General features: G+C 62.4%; 11 protein-coding genes. 5 read left to right on the top strand and 6 right to left on the bottom strand.

Features of this window, described 5'->3' with window-relative positions:
- Positions 1-9: 9 nt before the first annotated feature.
- From ACJJVH_RS29145 to ACJJVH_RS29130, 4 genes are read right to left on the bottom strand one after another with little or no spacing between them, the layout of a single operon-like run.
- On the bottom strand, positions 10-945 hold the full coding sequence (locus ACJJVH_RS29145; RefSeq protein ID WP_412066852.1) for an ABC transporter ATP-binding protein: 936 nt from the start codon (positions 943-945) through the stop codon (positions 10-12).
- Positions 923-1,918, bottom strand: coding sequence for an ABC transporter ATP-binding protein (locus ACJJVH_RS29140; RefSeq protein ID WP_113423317.1), 996 nt, complete (start codon positions 1,916-1,918; stop codon positions 923-925). Before ACJJVH_RS29140 ends, ACJJVH_RS29145 begins: the two co-directional genes overlap by 23 nt.
- A complete protein-coding gene (locus ACJJVH_RS29135; RefSeq protein ID WP_412066851.1) occupies positions 1,918-2,919 on the bottom strand; it encodes an ABC transporter permease in 1,002 nt (333 codons plus the stop codon). The genes ACJJVH_RS29140 and ACJJVH_RS29135 overlap by 1 nt, the downstream gene beginning before the upstream one ends.
- Positions 2,916-3,905 (bottom strand): ABC transporter permease, encoded by a 990-nt coding sequence (locus tag ACJJVH_RS29130; RefSeq protein WP_113405852.1) that lies wholly within the window; start codon positions 3,903-3,905, stop codon positions 2,916-2,918. The genes ACJJVH_RS29135 and ACJJVH_RS29130 overlap by 4 nt, the downstream gene beginning before the upstream one ends.
- Positions 3,906-4,195: 290 nt before the next feature.
- Here ACJJVH_RS29130 and ACJJVH_RS29125 point away from each other — a divergent pair, with 290 nt between their 5' ends.
- From ACJJVH_RS29125 to ACJJVH_RS29110, 4 genes are read left to right on the top strand one after another with little or no spacing between them, the layout of a single operon-like run.
- Positions 4,196-5,800: an ABC transporter substrate-binding protein gene (locus tag ACJJVH_RS29125; RefSeq protein WP_412066850.1), complete on the top strand. Its 1,605-nt coding sequence runs from the start codon at positions 4,196-4,198 to the stop codon at positions 5,798-5,800.
- Between the two features lie 22 nt (positions 5,801-5,822).
- Positions 5,823-7,001: an LLM class flavin-dependent oxidoreductase gene (locus tag ACJJVH_RS29120; RefSeq protein WP_113423319.1), complete on the top strand. Its 1,179-nt coding sequence runs from the start codon at positions 5,823-5,825 to the stop codon at positions 6,999-7,001.
- An 11-nt stretch (positions 7,002-7,012) separates the two neighbouring features.
- Positions 7,013-8,050 (top strand): ABC transporter substrate-binding protein, encoded by a 1,038-nt coding sequence (locus ACJJVH_RS29115; RefSeq protein WP_412066849.1) that lies wholly within the window; start codon positions 7,013-7,015, stop codon positions 8,048-8,050.
- Between the two features lie 15 nt (positions 8,051-8,065).
- Positions 8,066-9,214 (top strand): acyl-CoA dehydrogenase family protein, encoded by a 1,149-nt coding sequence (locus ACJJVH_RS29110; protein ID WP_412066848.1) that lies wholly within the window; start codon positions 8,066-8,068, stop codon positions 9,212-9,214.
- Positions 9,215-9,252: 38 nt separating this feature from the next.
- Here ACJJVH_RS29110 and ACJJVH_RS29105 read toward each other — a convergent pair whose 3' ends face one another.
- Positions 9,253-10,854 carry an ABC transporter substrate-binding protein gene (locus ACJJVH_RS29105; RefSeq protein WP_113423322.1) on the bottom strand — a complete coding sequence of 534 codons (1,602 nt, stop codon included), beginning with the start codon at positions 10,852-10,854 and terminating at the stop codon, positions 9,253-9,255.
- Positions 10,855-11,144: 290 nt separating this feature from the next.
- Between ACJJVH_RS29105 and ACJJVH_RS29100 the strand changes: the two genes are divergently transcribed.
- Positions 11,145-12,506, top strand: coding sequence for an NtaA/DmoA family FMN-dependent monooxygenase (locus ACJJVH_RS29100; RefSeq protein WP_412066847.1), 1,362 nt, complete (start codon positions 11,145-11,147; stop codon positions 12,504-12,506).
- A 72-nt stretch (positions 12,507-12,578) separates the two neighbouring features.
- Here the strand turns inward: ACJJVH_RS29100 and ACJJVH_RS29095 are convergent, their stop codons facing one another.
- Positions 12,579-16,763, bottom strand: a complete 4,185-nt coding sequence (locus tag ACJJVH_RS29095; protein ID WP_412066846.1) for a molybdopterin-dependent oxidoreductase — start codon at positions 16,761-16,763, stop codon at positions 12,579-12,581.
- Positions 16,764-16,780 lie beyond the last annotated feature (17 nt).

Genomic DNA, 16,780 nt, shown 5'->3' with positions numbered 1-16,780 from the left:
TTCTCCATTTCATTGTGCGTGATGGCAGGCAACGGCGTGGCCGCTGCCCATTTGCCGGAAGGCCGGATCGTCGGTCCGGCAGATGTCTGAAGCGAGCGGACAGCGCGTGTGAAAGCGACAGCCGGACGGTGGGTTGTGAGGACTCGGCAGATCGCCGGTGATCGGCGCCGCCTGCTTGCGCCGCGACGGATCCGGCACGGCGGCAAGCAGGGCCTGCGTATAAGGGTGCTTGGCGTCGTTCCAGAGGCTCGCCGTCGAAGCGCTTTCGACGATGCGGCCGAGATACATGACGAGCACGCGATCGGCGAAATAGCGCACGACCGAGAGATCGTGAGAGATGAAGAGGTAGGAAAGCGAAAGCTCCGTCTTCATCTCGACGAGAAGATTGAGGATCTGCGCCTGGATCGACAGATCGAGCGCGGAAACGGGCTCATCGCAGATGACGAGCTCCGGCTGCAGGACCAGAGCGCGGGCAATGCCGATGCGCTGGCGCTGGCCGCCGGAAAATTCATGCGGGTAGCGATCGAGCGAATCCGCCGGCAGGCCGACATGGGCCATCATCGAGGCGGCGATGGCGTTGCGCTGCCTGCGGTCGCCGATGCCGTGAACCGCGAGCGGTGCGGTCAAAATCGTCCGGATCGTCTGGCGCGGATTGAGCGAGGCAAACGGGTCCTGGAAGATCATCTGGATATGCCGGCGGATCGCCTGCAATTCCTTGCTCGACATCGCCGCCACGTCGCGCCCCTTGAACGTGACCCGGCCGGAGGTGGGATCGATCAGGCGCATCAGCGATTTGCCGAGGGTCGACTTGCCGCAGCCGGATTCGCCGACCAGCGCCACGGTCTCGCCCTCGAGAATCTCGAGCGACACATCATCCACGGCCCGGACCGTTCCGGCCGCGGCAGGATAGTGCGTGGACAGTCTATCGACCGACAGAAGCGACACGGGCTCTCTCCGCTACAGCTGGAACATAGGGACAGGCCACTTCACGATTGGCCGAAACCTCGACAAGCGGCGGCACGGACTGCCCGCAAGCCGATCGCGCCACGGGACAGCGAGGCCGGAAAGAACAGCCTTTCTCGCCGGCAGCCGAGACGATGGAGCCCCGGATTTCTGTCAGCGGTCCGTCGCGATAGTGATAATCGGCCTTGAGGCGCGGCGAGGCGGCGAGCAGCCCTTGCGTATAGGGATGATAAGGCGTTTCAAACAGCGCGCCCGGCAGGCCCTGCTCGATCTTTCGGCCGGCATACATGACGACGACCCGATCGGCCCATTGCGCGACGATGCCGAGATCGTGCGTGATCAGGATCACGGCCATGTCGAGCTGGCTGCGCAGGCGATCGAGCAGTTGCAGCACCTGTGCCTGTATCGTGACATCGAGCGCCGTCGTCGCCTCGTCGGCGATCAGGAGCCGCGGATTGCAGGCAACCGCGATGGCAATCATCACACGCTGGCGCATGCCGCCCGAGAGCTGGTGCGGATAGTCGTCGATACGCTTTGCCGCCTCGGGAATGCTGACGAGATCGAGCAGGTCGATCGCCCGCTGACGAGCCTGCTTCCGGCTCAATCTCTCATGGATGCGCAGAACTTCGACGATCTGATCGCCGATCGTCAGGACCGGATTGAGCGATGTCATCGGTTCCTGAAAGATCATGGCGATATCGTGCCCGCGAATGCCGCGCATCTCGCGTTCGGACAATTTCAGGAGGTCGCGCCCGTCGAAGACGATCTCGCCCGCCGTTTGCGCATGCCGCGGCAGCAGCCTCATCAGGCCGAGCGCCGTCAGCGACTTGCCGGAGCCGGACTCGCCGACGATCGCCAGCATTTCTCCGGCAGCGGCGCTGAAGCTGACACCTTTGACCGGTTGCGCTGCACCAAAGCCGACGGAGAAATCGCGAACCTGCAGAAGCCCTGTCATCAGCGTTCCTCCGAAAAGCGGGGATTGAGCGCATCGTTCAGACCGTCGCCGATGAGATTGAGCGCGAGCACGGTGAAGACGATGGCGAGACCGGGCAAGGCGGTGAGATACCAGGCCGTGCGGATGACATCGCGTCCGGCGCCGATCATGGAACCCCACGAGACGCGATTGGGATCGCCGAGCCCCATGAAGGACAGCGCCGATTCCATCAGGATCGCGCTCGCCACCATGACGGAAGACGTCACGATCAGGGGCGGCAAAGCATTCGGCAGGATCTCGCGAAAGATGATGCGGGCGTGGCCGAAACCGAGGCTGCGGGCGGCAAGGACATAATCCTTCTCCCGTATCGCGCGGAATTCGGCGCGCGTCAGGCGCGCAACCGTCGGCCAGCTGACGATGGCGATCGCCATCGTCACCGTCGACGTGGTCGGCTGCGCGATCGCGACCAGCACCACGAGAAGGACGAAACTCGGTATCGTCTGGAAAATCTCGATGAGCTTGACGAGCAGATCGTCGACTATGCCACCGAAATAGCCGGCAAGCGCGCCGATCACCACGCCAACGCCAAGCCCGAGAAGCGTTGCCGCGATGCCGACGGTCAGCGAGATCTGGGCACCGTGCAGGATACCCGCCAGCACATCGCGCCCCATGGAATCCGTGCCCAACGGATAGGTTGCGTTTTGGCCCGGCCAAAGGAAAGGCCGCGCCACCATTTCCAGCGGATCGCCGGGATAAAGCACTGGCGCCAGCAGGGCCGCAAGCACGATGCCGGCAAGAACCGCAAGGCCGAAGAGCGCGTTGGGATTGGCAAGAAAGATCCGCAGTTCCCGGCCGCGTCCCTGCCAGCGCCCTCCCGACACGGCTGTCGTGCGCGCATCGGGTGCATGAATATGGGTCCAGCGACGCTCCGGAACCGATGCAGGCCGCGCTTCCGTCGCAGGTGCCTCGGACCTGAAATCACGCTCCTCCTCCGCATAGATCTTGAGTTCTTGTGCTTTCATCGGCTTGCTCCGATCCGGGGGTCGAGCCAGGCTTGCAGGATATCGACTGCCGCGTTGGCGATGATGACGAGGAATGACGAGAGAAGCAGAATGCCGAGCAGGACGCTGAAATCGCGGGCCATGACCGCCTCGAAAGCCAGCCGTCCAAGCCCCGGCCAGCTATAGACGGTTTCGACCACCACGGCGCCGCCGAGCATGCCGCCGAAGTGCATGCCGGCCATGGTGGTGATGGGGATGAGCGCGTTGCGCAGCACATGCCGGGTTGTCAGGATGAAGGGAGAGACGCCCTTTGCCCGCGCCGTGCGCACGAAATCCTGGGACTTGACCTCCAGCATCGCCGCGCGCGTCAATCTGGCATAGATGGCGAGATAGAACAAAGCGAGCGATATGGCCGGCAGCACCATGTAACGCGCCCGGTCCAGCAGGGCCGGCAGGCCGGTCAGCCGCGAGCCGATGGTGCTGTCGCCGCCGCTCGGCAGCCATCCGAGCTTGACGGAAAACAGGAGGATCAGCATCAGCCCGATCCAGAAGCCCGGGATCGAATAAAAGAGCAGCGAAACGATGGAGATCAGCCGGTCCGGCAGCCGTCCGGCAAAGCTTGCCATCAGAGATCCGAGCGTCAGGCCGATCACGATGGCGAAGACGAGCGCTGCCAGCATCAGCGTCAGGGTGCCGGGCAACCGCTGTCCGATCAGATCCGCCACCGGCATGCCGTAGCGCGGCGAAAAGCCGAGGCTGAAATGAGCAAGATTGTTCAGGTAGTTCCCGAGCTGGACGAGGATCGGATTATCCAGGCCGAAGCGTTCGCGCAGAGCCGCCATCGTCTCGACCGTCGCAGAGCCTGCTTCCGCCGCCATGACATCGGCCGCATCGCCCGGCGCCAGCTTCAGCAGGAAGAAGTTCAGGATGACGATGCCGAGTACCGTCGGCACCGCCTGAATGGCGGTCCGGCGTAGCGTTCGCCCTATCCGAATGTAAGCCGACATCGAAACTCCTCGGGCAGCGTCGCGGAAATTCCAATCGCTGCATCGCAATATTAGTTGACTAAATCTGTAGGTTTTGTCAAATCCGTATTGGTAGATATTTCCAGAATTTATCGAACGGGCAGCAACATTTGGAACAAATCAATGAGATTTGAATGCATGATAGTTTTTAATACTAAAAATCCGACATTCGAGAATAAACGAACCTACGGGAACCGCTCTCTTCGGAAAGATAAAACCCAGCCGCTGCTCCCACGTCACAGCACGGCCCCAGACATGCGAGGCAACCTCAGATGACCAGACTTCCAGCAACTACACGGCGCAGTTTCCTGCTTTCGTCCGCAGCCTTCGGCGCGCTCGTCATGACGGGAACGTCGGGCTACACAGCTCCGTCCAAGGGCGGCACGGCAACCCTGCTGCTTTCGGCCGAACCGCCGGTTCTGACGACGATCGCCCATACGGCGTTCAATTCGGTCTATGTATCGCCGAAAGTGACCGAGGGCCTTCTGACCTATGACTTCGATCTCAACCCGCAGCCGCTGCTCGCCAGGCAGTGGGCCGTCAGCGACGATGGGCTGCGTTACACGTTCAAGCTGCGGGAAGGCGTCAAATGGCACGACGGGAAACCCTTCGGCGCCGACGACGTGGCCTTTTCGATCAGGACGTTGAAGGACGTTCACCCGCGCGGCCGCAATACATTTCTCAATCTCGTCGATATCGAAACGCCCGATCCTTTGACCGCGGTGCTCGTCCTTTCCAAACCGGCGCCCTATCTCATCACCGCACTCGCGGCTTCTGAATCGCCGATCGTCCCGCGCCATCTCTACGAAGGCACGAAGGCCGCGGAAAATCCGGTCAATCTCGCACCTGTGGGCACCGGACCGTTCAAGTTCAAGGAATGGGTGCGCGGCAGCCATATCGTTTATGAGCGCAACCCCGACTACTGGGACCAGCCGCGCCCCTATCTCGACCAGTTGATCGTTCGTTTCATTCCCGATGCCGCCGCGCGCTCCATCGCGATCGAAACCGGCGAGATCGACCTGGCGCCATCGACGCCTGTCCCGCTCAGCGATTTGGAGCGGTTCAAGAGCGTGGACAGCCTCGCCTTCGAGACACGCGGCTATCAATATTCCAACGGCGTCAGCCGCATCGAGTTCAATCTCGAAAAACCGGTCTTCAAGGATATTCGGGTCCGGCGCGCCTTTGCGCATGTCATCGACCGGAAGGTAATCCGCAACACGATCAACTATGGCTACGGCGAACCGATCCCCGGTCCCATCAATCCCAACCTGACGAAATGGTATGTCGCCGACCTGAAGACGTATCCGATCGACCTCGCGGCCGCCGAGAAACTGCTGGACGAGGCCGGCCATCCGCGCGGCTCGAACGGCGTGCGCCTGCGCCTCAACCTCGACTATGTGCCGAGCGGCGAAAGCTATAGCCGCGGCTCGGAATATATCCGCCAGGCGCTCGCCAAGGTCGGCGTCGAGGTGACGGTACGCAGCCAGGATTTTGCGACCTACACCAAGCGCATCTACACGGATCGCGACTTCGATTTCGCCTTCGAGGGCATGAGCAATCTCTTCGACCCGACCGTCGGCGTGCAGCGGCTTTACTGGAGCAAGAATTTCCAGCCCGGCGTGCCCTTCTCCAATGGCTCGGCCTACAACAATCCCAAGGTCGATGCGCTTCTGGAGGCTTCCGCCATCGAGGTGGATTCGAAAAAGCGCGTCGAGCAATGGCGGCAGATTCAGGAAATCCTCGTCGACGACCTGCCGGCCCTCGACATCGTCAGCCAGCCGGAACTGACCATCTACAACAAGCGCATCGCCGACCACACGCTCGGCGGCGAAGGCATCTCCGGCAGTCTCGCCTACGCTTATCTCGCAACCGCCTGAAGCACAGAAAGCAGGGAATGCCATGTCTATTCAACACCTGCCCGGCTCCATCGTGGGCCTGCCGAAATTCGCCGCGCCGACCGATTTTGCGGATAGTCCGCTGTCGCAAGCCCTGAAGCAGCCCGTGCTTCTCGGCCTCTTCCTGCCGATCCAGGCGGGCGGTTGGACGCAATCGACGCTGGAGCGGTCCACCGACTGGCGCTTCGACTACAACAAGGCGCTGACATTGCGCGCCGAGGAGCTTGGCTTCGATCTGGTGTTCGCTCTGTCGCAATGGCTTCCCAAGGGCGGCTATGGCGGCGTTTTCAACGGACAGGCGCTCGACAGCTTCGTCTCGACCGCCGCCTTGGCCGGCCTCACGAAGAAAATCATGCTCATTTCCACGATGCATGTGCTCTACGGGCCTTGGCATCCCCTGCACCTCGCAAAATTCGGCGCCACGCTCGATCACATCACCGGCGGCCGCTGGGGCATCAATGTCGTCACCGGCCACAGGGCGGTCGAACACGAGATGTTCGGCTGGCCGCGCATAGAGCATGACAAGCGCTACGAGCTTGCGGCGGAGTTTCTCGAGGTCGTACAGCGGCTGTGGAGCGACGACGAGAATTATTCGTTCGAGGGCGAGAGCAGCTGGAAGCTCGGCGGCGGCTTCGTCACGCCAAAGCCGAATTTCGGCCGGCCGATCCTGGTGAACGCCACCGGCTCGGATGCCGGCATCGCCTTCGCCGCCCGCTACTCCGATATCGTCTTCATCACCAGCCCGACCGGGGCGGATATCGACAGCGCCCTTGCCTCCCTGCCGGCCCACACGAAGAGGGTGAAAGACGCTGCCGCCGATATCGGCCGCACTGTACGCACCCTGCTCAATCCGATGGTCATTTGTCGGCCGACCGAGAAGGAGGCATGGGAACTGGCGGACCGGATCGTCGCCCATGCCGACCAGCGGTCTCCGCAGGGCTTCCAGTCGCTGAACTCGGACGCCCAGGCATGGAAGGGCCGCGACCCGCAGGATCCCTACCGCTTCGTCGGTGGCAACATCCGCGTCATCGGCTCGCCGGAACAAGTGGTCGACCAGTTCGTCAAGCTCAAGGCGGCCGGCGTCGACGGCCTTCAGCTCAGTTTCTTCGACTTCCGCGACGATCTCGAATTCTTCGGCACGGACGTCCTGCCGCTGATGAAACAAGCCGGCCTGCGCCACTGAAAGGAACGATCATGACCAGCAATGCCATTTCCGAAATCTGGTACACGCGCTGCCCTGTTCCGACGCCTGTCGGCCTTGCCGCGCAACTCGGCTATCTCGAGGACGCCTTTCGCACCGAGGGCGTGACGCTGAAATCCATCATCGACTCGCCCGACCGGAACATCCGGCAGAGCCACTTCAACCATACGCTCGACTGGTCCTTCCGGCACGGCGGCAACGTGCCGCCCATTCGAGCCCGCTCGGAGGGCCGCCGCACGCGCCTTGTCGGCATCACATGGACGGACGAGTTTCAGGCAATCATCACCCTGCCGGGAACCGGCATCAAGACAACCAGGGATCTCAAGGGCCGTCGCTTCGGCATTGCCCGCCGCCCCGAGGGGATCGTCGACTTCATGCGCGCCACGGCGCTCAAGGGTCTCGTCTCGGCCCTTTCGCTTGAAGGACTGTCCCTCAACGACGTCGAGATTGTCGAGATCGCGCTTGCCGATTCCGTGCTGGCAAGCCAGGAAGGGCCATCGCTTTTCGGCCTCAAGCGCCGGCAGGCCTATGGCGAGGAAATCGCCGCTCTCCTGCGCGGCGAAGTGGACGCCATCTACGTCAAGGGAACCGCGGGCATCAATGTCGCCAATCTCATCGGCGCCGTCCAGGTGGCCGAATTCGGCTTTCATCCCGATCCGAAGATCCGCATCAATTCCGGCTCGCCGCGCGTGCTGACCGTGGATGATCTACTGGCCGACGAGCGCCCCGATCTCGTGCGGAAGCTCATCGAGGCGATCTCCAAGGCAAGCGCCTGGGCGGAGACCCATCCGGAGGAAACACGGCGTTTCGTCGCGCGTGAATCCGGAGCGACCGAAGAGCAGGTCCTTGCGGCCAACGGCCCGGAAATCCATCGCCATCTCGGCCTCGGATTGGAGCCGGAGCTTGTGTCCGCCGTCGAGCACTACAAGAATTTCCTGCGCGACTTCGGCTTCCTGGCCGGCGATTTCGATATCGGCGAGTGGGTGGACCGCCGCCATCTCGACGGCTTTGCCGAACGTGCCGTTGCCTGAAGGCTTGCAACAACGATGACCGAGACACTCACCGACCCGATCGGCAAGGCCAAAAGCCTTGCCGACGATTTCTCCGGCACAGCCGCGCATCACGACGCGACCGGCGCCTTTCCCTTCGAAAATTTCGACAGGCTCTTCGAAGCGGGCCTGCTGGGCCTCGTCACCGCTCGCGATCATGGCGGGCTTGGCGAGGGCCTGACCTTAGCGCAGGCCGTCATCAGCGAGATTGCCCGGGGCGAGCCCTCGACCGCGCTGGTGCTTGCCATGCATTACAACTTGCATTTTACGATCCGCCGCTTCGGCAAATGGCCTCGGCATCTGGCCGACCGCGTATTGTCGGCAAACAGGCAGGGCGTGGCTTTGATCAACAACGCCCAGGCCGAACCGCGCATCGGCTCACCGGCCCATGGCGCTCTGCCGGAAACCATCGCGCGTCGCGACGGCGCGTACTGGCGGATTTCCGGCCATAAAAGTTACGTGACCGGTATTCCCATCCTGAAATGGGTATCGCTCCTCGCCCTCACCGACGAACCGGAGCCCCGCCTTGCCTCCTTTCTGGTGCCGACCGATGCCGCCGGCCTCAGGATCGAAAAAAGCTGGAATGCGGCCGGCATGCATGCGACGGCGAGCGACGATATCATCCTCGAGGACGTCCCGGTCCCGCTCGACGACCTCATCGAGGCCCAGCCGACCGCCGAGCCGATCCGCCGCGACGAGCATGCCGCGGCCTTCTTCTTCGGCCTGCTCGGTGCGGTCTATCATGGCGTGGCGAGGGCGGCGCGCGACCGCGTTCTTGCCTTCGCAAGCCATCATGCGCCCGCCAGCCTCGGCGCGCCGATCGCAACGGTGCCGCGTATCCAGGACGGCCTCGGCGAAATAGAGGTGCGGCTCGCGACGAATGCGCGGCTGCTGCGTTCGCTCGGGGAGGATGTCGATGCCGGCAGGTCCGTCGGAATGGACGGCATGAACGTCCGCCATGTCGTCATCGACAATGCTGTTGCCGTGACCAGCCTCGCACTCGAGCTTGCCGGCAATCCCGGCCTCAATCGCGATTTTCAGCTGGAGCGCCATCATCGCGACGCGATCACCGCCCGGTCGCACGCGCCGCAAAGCCATATGATCCGCACGATCGCGGCCAGGAACGCATTGAGCCGGCTTGGATAAGCCGGCTCAAGATCCACGGGCGGCAAGCGCCGGCCCCCTCAGGCGTTCGGGCTCAGCCAGATCTGGCCGAAGCTGTTGTTGATGCCCTGCGCACCGGGTGCAAAATTCCTCACGCGCTTGTTGGCGACGATCTGGGCGCCCGCAGCGACCAGATCGACGGATACGACGTCATCATGGACGATGTGCTGGAACTTGTACCAGAGCTGGCGGCGCTTGGCCTCGTCCGGCTCGGTGGCTGCGGCCTCGAGCACCGCATCGACCTCCGGATTCGAATAGTGGCTGGCATTGGAGAACACCAGGCCGATCTTGAAGTTCTTCGACCAGTAGGCACGCTGCACGCCAAGGGTAGGATCGAACGTGTTGGAAAGGGATTCGATCACAAGGTCCCAGGTGCGATCCGTATAGACGGTCTTCAGAAAGGTCGCGAGGTCGAGCTGCAGGATTTCCGCATCGATGCCGATTGCGGCAAGCGACTGCTTGATGAAATCAGCATAGGACGTCTGCAGGAAGGGATTATAGGCAAGCCGCAGCTTGAAGCGCGTGCCATTGGCGCCGCGCGGATAACCGGCGTCGTCGAGCAGTTTGTTGGCAAGCTTGGCATCCGGTTCGCGCGCCTTGACGCTCGGGTCGTACCATTTCGGCAATGCGGTGCTGATCGGGCTTGGCGAAACCTGCCCATAGCCGAACAGTGCGATATCCACGAGCTTCTGCAGGTCGATGGCATGGGCGATCGCCAGCCGCACATCCTTCTTCGTGAGGATCTCGTTCTCGTAATTGAAGAAGAGCTGCTGCTGCGGCCCGGAATAGGCATAGGTCGTGGTATCGACCACGAGGTTCGGGTTGGCCTTAAGGCGCTCGACATCGGATAGCGGCACCGGGTTTGCGCCGATATCGATTTCCCCCGTCTCAAGCGCTGCGGCCCTTGCCGCCGGATCGAGGATGACGCGCAGGACCACGCGGTCGAGGTAGGGCTTGGGCGCATCCCAGTAGTCGGGATTGCGATCGAAGATCAGATGACTGCCCGGCACCCATTCCTTGAGGATGAAGGGGCCGGTGCCGATCGTCTGCGCAAGTGTCGGCTGCTCGGCCGGCTTGAAGGTTTCATAGACATGCTTCGGCACGATTGGCGATTCCGAGCTTCCGAGCGCCGAAATCAGGTAGGGCGCCGGCTTGGACAGCACGATGACGGCCGTCAGCGGATCGGGCGTCTCGACCGATGTCACGTTCTGGAAGGTGATGCGCCCGCGCGGATGCGCTTCCTTCAGCCGGAAAATGGTGAACCTGACATCCTCGGAGGTGAAGTCCTTGCCGTCGTGCCATTTCACGCCCTTGCGGAGCGCGAAGGTGTAGCGAAGTCCATCGGCGCTTGCCGACCACGACGTCGCCAGAAGCGGGGTCGGGTTGAGATCGTAATCGAAATCGAGCAGCCCCTCGTTGATCTTCGGGCCGATCGCCTGTCCCGTGCCGGAAGACGTGTTGATCGCGATCAGCGCGGTGGGATCCGGATAATAGGCCCAGTTCAGGGTTCCTCCATTCACGGGCGTCTCGGCGGCCGCGGCCCATGACGGAATGCTTCCAAAGGTAACGCCCGCCCCTCCCAGGAGGAGCAATTGGTTGAAGTGACGGCGATCGATCGACATTTGCTTCGCTCCGAAAATTGATGGTTCCGGGCGCTGGGACCCGTCGCAAAAATGATCGTTTCGAAACCGGCATATCCAAAGACAGTTTTTCTAGCGCGCACCGAAAGCAATCCTTCGCGCGGTCACGGATACCGGCATGCATGCCGATCAGACTTGGGCACGCACTCCTTTGTCCCCGAAGGCTGGAAATTATTTCCCTCCCCTTCGATGATATTAGTCTATAAATTCTGTAGGGAATTAAATTTACGAACTAGCGTGCATCGCCTTCCAGAATACGAAAGCCGACCCGCATGACCAACGCGAAACGACAGCTCAATCTCAACGTCGGCATCAACACGACGGGCTATCTTGGCAATGCCTGGCGGTATCGCACCGGCACGCGGCACGATATCAACGATCCCGGCTACTATCGCAGGCTGACCGAACTCGCGCACAAGGGACTGTTCGACGCGGTGTTCTTCTCCGACCACCCCGCGTTGATGACCGATCCCAACGGTCGTCCGTTCCACACGATCGACCCATTGATCCTTTGCACGGCGCTGGCTGCACAGGTGCCTGACATCGGTTTCGTCGCGACCGTGTCCTCGACCTATAATTCTCCCTATAATCTCGCCCGGCGCACCCAGTCCGCGGATATCATCTCCGGCGGCAGAATGATCATCAACATCGTTTCCTCCTTCAACCCGAATGTCGCCGCCAACTTTGGAGCGGCGCCGTTGCCGCCACGCAGCGAACGCTACGCCAAGGCATCGGAGTTCCTCGATGTCGCCAAGCGGCTCTGGTCGAGCTGGGATCCGGCCCGCGAGGGCGACATCCCGGAGAACCGATTTTGGGATGCCTCAAGCGCACAGGCAATCGATCACACGGGCGACTATTTCACCGTCAAAGGTCCGCTCAACGTACCAGTCGGACCGCAGGGCCATCCGGTGATTGCGCAAGCAGGCGCCTCGGAGGGCGGTATCGAACTTGCCGCGCGCCATGGCGAGATCATCTATTGCAATATCCTTTCGAAGCCCGCGGGCCAGGCCTTCGGAAAGAAGGTCAAGGAGCGCGCGACAGCGCTTGGGCGCGACCCTTCCGGAATCCGTATCGTGCCGGGCCTTGTGGCGATACTGGGTGAAAGCCGCAAGGAGGCACTGCGCAAGCACGAGCTCTTCAGCGGCGCCGGCTCGGAGGATGGCCTGATCGCCCGCTTCGTCAAAGACAATGGCATCGATCCGGATGGCTTCGACCCCGACGCCATTCTCGAGGCCGAACGTTTCATTCCCGATCCCAACCGCATACAGGCGGTCGGCATGGGCTTGGGATTGGCTGACCTTCTCGCCCATGAGAAGCTTACGGCGCGTCAGGCTGTCCGTCGCTCCGAAGGGCACCATCGTCTGGTGCTCGGAACGCCGGACGAGGTCGCCGATGCCATTATCGATCTCTGGGCCGACGGTACGGTCGACGGCTATACGCTGCAGCCGCCGCGCGCGCCTGATGACATTGAGGAGTTCGTCGAGAAGGTCGTTCCGATCCTTCAGGAGCGAGGCGTCTACCGGACGGAATACGAAGGAAAGACGGTCCGCGACCGGTACAATCTGCCGTATCCTTTCAAAGAACCGGCCGATGCCAAAGTGTCCTTGCCGTTTAAAACGGTCCGAGCCCCATAGCTCGGCACTGCCCCGCGAGCCTGATATTGCTTTCATCCGGCGACGAGGCTGTTTTATCGGGATCGAGCCTTGTCAGTACACGTCCCTCACATAGCGTTTTTCGGCAGAGAGCGCTTTCACATAATTTTCCGCCATATCGCCGGTCAGGTTTCCATGGCAGGCGACGATCTCCTTGAGCGTTGCGTCGACATCCCTGGCCATACGGCTCGCATCGCCGCAGACATAGAAATGGGCACCGCGCTCCAGCCAGCGGAACAGTTCCCCGCCGTACTCGCTCATTCGATGCTGGACGTAGATCTTGGCATCCTGGTCGCGTGAGAAGGCAAGGTCCAGCCGCGTCAGATGACCGCTCTTCGTCCAACGTTCCAGTTCATCCCGATAGTAAAAATCGGTGGCCTGATGCTGTTCTCCGAAGAACAGCCAGTTCTTTCCCTTGGCACCGATCGCCTCCCGCTCCTGGAGGAAGGCACGGAAGGGAGCGATGCCCGTGCCCGGCCCGACCATGATCACCGGCGCGTCGGGATCTTGCGGCGGACGGAAATGCACCGACGGCTGAACGAAGATCGGGACATCGGCATCCGTGGCACGATCCGCGAGAAACGCCGATGCGGTTCCTGTCCGGCTCACGCTGCCGTTCAGATATCTGACAACCGAAACCGTCAGGTGAGCCTCGCTTCGATGGAGCTTCGGGCTCGATGAAATCGAGTAAAGTCGCGGCTGCAGGCGTTTCAGCCTGCCGACGAATTCCTGCGCTCCGACCCCACGCGGCGCCAGCGCCACGATATCGGCGATCTGCTTGCCCCAGAGCCAGCGTGCGACATCCTCCCGCGCGCCGGATATCGTTTCCGACAGCATGTCGCTCCCGGAAAGGGAAGCCCACCATTTCACGAAGTCGGCGCTCACCCGCCCGATCTCGAAATGCCTTTCCAAGGCCTGCGCGAGCGGCAACTCTCCCAATCCTTCGACCGAAACCGGGGCGTCGGCTTTGAGTTTCAGCGCCGTCAGGATCTCGCCGACCAGTACGGGGCAGTTGCTCGGCCAGATGCCGAGGGCATCGCCGGCCTCGTAGCTCAACTCTCCGCCGCCGAGACCCAGGGCAAACTGCCGGACCTCCTTGGCGCCCCCCTCCGCCGTAAGCCGCTTGTTGACCAACAGCCGGGACGCATAGGGCGCCTTCCGGCTGAACGCCGGTTTCGGCAGAATGCCGGCGGCGGGACGAGGCATAGTGAGGCCGCTTCCGGCAGCAGTCGAGGGCGTAATCGCGATTTCGGCCGATTGCAGCATGGTGGCTATGCGCTCGGTCCAGGCTGCGACCCGCTCCTCATAGTCCGGCTCGCAATCGACGCGCTCGAGCATGCGGCGCGCGCCGAGCGCCTCCAGCCTGTGATCGAGTTTGCGGCCGAAGCCACAGAACTGGTCGTAATTGCTGTCGCCGAACGCACAAACCGAAAACCGCAGGCCATCGAGACGCGGTGCCGGCTCCTCGGCAAGGGCGCTCCAGAAGGCGGCGGCGTTGTCGGGCGGATCGCCATCGCCAAAAGTGCTGACGAAGAACAGGCAGGTCCGCGCCTCGGCAAGATCATCGGGGGACAGGGTCTCCAGCGCCAGAAGACGAAACGCCCGGCCTTGCGCCTCAAGACGCTTTGCAAAGCTCGACGCCGCCGTCTCGGCATTGCCGGTCTGAGACGCCCATGCGATCAGAACGGCCGACGCTGCTCCCTCGGCCGGAGACGCGATCGGGAGGTTGGAAAGCGGCGATGCGACAGCGTCCGATCTTGCGCGGCTTCGCGAAAAGAGGCCCGCCAGCATGCCGTCGACGAGCAACCGGCGTTCGGTTGTCAAGGGCGCGCTTTCGGGCAGCACCGGAACATCCGTCGAACCATTGGCGAGCGCGGCGCTCAGGCCGGTCATGAACCCTTGCAGATAGGCCTGCTCCGAAGGCGCAAAGACCGGGGCAGGAGCAAGCGCGACACCTGTTATTTTGCTCAGCACAGAAATCTCCGACGCGGCGGCGGACTCCGCGCCGGCCAAGGCGTCGGTGTGAGGCTTCACAGCGATGTTCATCTGGTGCGTCTCCTGGGAATGCTTCGTCGGGGCCGCTTTTTCGGCGCGCCTCAGGGCTACGGCCGTGAACTTGAATTCCGGCTGCAAAGAGAGAGGATCGACGGCGTCACTGGTAACGGCATTGACGGCAAGGTCATCGCCGAAGCTGTCGTTCCAGTGGAAGGGCGCAAAACATGTTCCGGGCCTTACCCGGTCGCTGACGACGGCGGGAAGAAGCACACGGCCCCGCTTCGAGCGGATCTCTACCCGGTCCCTGTCCCCGATGCCCAGTTCCGCGGCGTCTTCGGGATGGATTTCCACGAACGGACCGGGATTGAGCTTGTTCAGCGTCGGAACCTTGCCGGTCTTCGTCATCGTATGCCATTGGTGCTGCAGGCGGCCGGTATTGAGCACGAGTGGAAATTCCAGGCCGGGTGTTTCTGCCGGCGCCATGTGCGGACGCGCGAAGAACATCGCCCGCCCCGTTGCCGTCGCAAAGGCGAGCCGGGGCTCGGTTCCATCCGCCAGGACCTTGCGCTCCTGGCTGACGCCATCGTTGATATAGCGGATCGGATTCCGGTCTGCGGCGTCCACCGAAGCCACCGGCCATTGCAGCGGCGACCGGTCCAGCCGCTCGTGGCTTGCGCCCCGGATGTCATAGCCTGTCTGAGGGTTCCAGGCCTGTTTGATCTCCTCGAACACCTCGGACGAGGAGGCATAGTCGAATGGCTCGGCAAACCCCATCTCACGTGCGACCCGCGCGATGATAAGCCAGTCGGGCAAGGCTTCGCCCGGAGGTTCGACAGCCTTGCGCGTCAGCGTCATGTTGCGCTCGGAATTGATCGTCACGCTGTCGTCTTCCGCCCAGAGCGCGCCGGGCAGGAGGATATCTGCATAGATATTGGTTTCGGTATCGAGAAAGGCATCCTGCGTGACCACCAGCTCCGCGGCCTTCAGCGCCCTTATGACGTTGTCGCGGTTGGCGACGGTCGCCACGGGATTCGTGCAGATGATCCAGCAGGCCTTGATCGCTCCGGCGGCCATCTCCTCGAACATGGCGATCGTGCCGCCGCCCGACTCGGCGCGCAGGCTGCCGCGCGGAATCTTCCAGAGGTCTTCCGTAAAGAAGCGATCCGCTTCCACGAGCGCCGAGCGCTGCCCGGGCAGGCCCGGCCCCATATATCCCATTTCGCGGCCGCCCATCGCGTTCGGCTGGCCGGTCAGCGAAAAAGGGCCGCTTCCCGGCCGGCAGATCTTGCCCATGGCGAGATGCAGGTTGCAGATCGCGTTGGTGTTCCAGGTGCCGTGCGTGCTCTGGTTCAGCCCCATCGTCCAGCAGCTCATCACGTCCGGCGCGGCGCCGATCCATTCGGCCGCCTTGACGATGTCCTCCATCGGGATGCCGGTGATCGCGGATACCTTTTCCGGCGGATAATCCGCCAGAAAGCCGGGCATCTGCTCCCAGCCCTCGGTGAATTCGGAAATGAAGGCGGCGTCTGTGCGGCCATTCCTGACGATCAGATGCAGAAGGCCGTTCAGAAGCGCGAGATCGGTCCCCGGCTTGATCTGCAGGAAGAGGTTCGCCTTGTCGGCCGTGGCGTTGCGGCGCGGATCGACCACGATCAGCCGCGCGCCCTGTTTGACGCGGTCCATCATGCGCAGGAACAGGATCGGGTGACAATCGGCCATGTTGGCGCCGATGACGAAGAACAGATCGGCCTTGTCGAAATCCTGATAGGAGCCCGGAGGGCCGTCGGAACCGAGCGAGAGCTTGTAGCCGCTGCCGGCGCTTGCCATGCACAGCCGGGAATTGGACTCGATATGCCTGGTCCGGATGAACCCCTTGGCGAGCTTGTTGGCGAGATACTGGGCCTCCAGGGACATCTGGCCGGACACGTAGAAGGAAATGGCGTCCGGTCCGTGGCGTTCCAAAATCGACGTCAGCCGCCGAGCGGTTTCGCTGATCGCCCTGTCGATCGAAACCGGGAGCTGGTCCTGATTCCGCGCGGCGCGCATATGTGCCTTGTCCGTGCGGCCGGCCGCAGCGATGGCCTGGCCGCAGGTATTCCCCTTCGTGCAAAGTCTCCCGAAATTCGTCGGATGGCTTTTGTCGCCGGACACTTTGATTACCTTGTTGTCCTTGACCTCCATCACGATGCCGCAGCCGACGCCGCAATAGGGACAGGAGCCTTTCACCGTTCTTGCGCCCGACATCACGGACGGCTTTTCCG

The organism is Rhizobium sp. SYY.PMSO (assembly GCF_046840415.1).
Taxonomy (GTDB): Bacteria; Pseudomonadota; Alphaproteobacteria; order Rhizobiales; family Rhizobiaceae; genus Rhizobium.
The sequence above is the reverse complement of the archived record's forward strand: the minus strand, read 5'-3'. Positions and strand labels throughout refer to the sequence as shown.

Coding starts and splice junctions, on each gene's coding strand:
- ACJJVH_RS29140 (WP_113423317.1), bottom strand. CDS start 1,918: ATGACAGGGCTTCTGCAGGTTCGCGATTTCTCCGTCGGCTTTGGTGCA.
- ACJJVH_RS29135 (WP_412066851.1), bottom strand. CDS start 2,919: ATGAAAGCACAAGAACTCAAGATCTATGCGGAGGAGGAGCGTGATTTC.
- ACJJVH_RS29130 (WP_113405852.1), bottom strand. CDS start 3,905: ATGTCGGCTTACATTCGGATAGGGCGAACGCTACGCCGGACCGCCATT.
- ACJJVH_RS29125 (WP_412066850.1), top strand. CDS start 4,196: ATGACCAGACTTCCAGCAACTACACGGCGCAGTTTCCTGCTTTCGTCC.
- ACJJVH_RS29120 (WP_113423319.1), top strand. CDS start 5,823: ATGTCTATTCAACACCTGCCCGGCTCCATCGTGGGCCTGCCGAAATTC.
- ACJJVH_RS29115 (WP_412066849.1), top strand. CDS start 7,013: ATGACCAGCAATGCCATTTCCGAAATCTGGTACACGCGCTGCCCTGTT.
- ACJJVH_RS29110 (WP_412066848.1), top strand. CDS start 8,066: ATGACCGAGACACTCACCGACCCGATCGGCAAGGCCAAAAGCCTTGCC.
- ACJJVH_RS29105 (WP_113423322.1), bottom strand. CDS start 10,854: ATGTCGATCGATCGCCGTCACTTCAACCAATTGCTCCTCCTGGGAGGG.
- ACJJVH_RS29100 (WP_412066847.1), top strand. CDS start 11,145: ATGACCAACGCGAAACGACAGCTCAATCTCAACGTCGGCATCAACACG.
- ACJJVH_RS29095 (WP_412066846.1), bottom strand. CDS start 16,763: ATGTCGGGCGCAAGAACGGTGAAAGGCTCCTGTCCCTATTGCGGCGTC.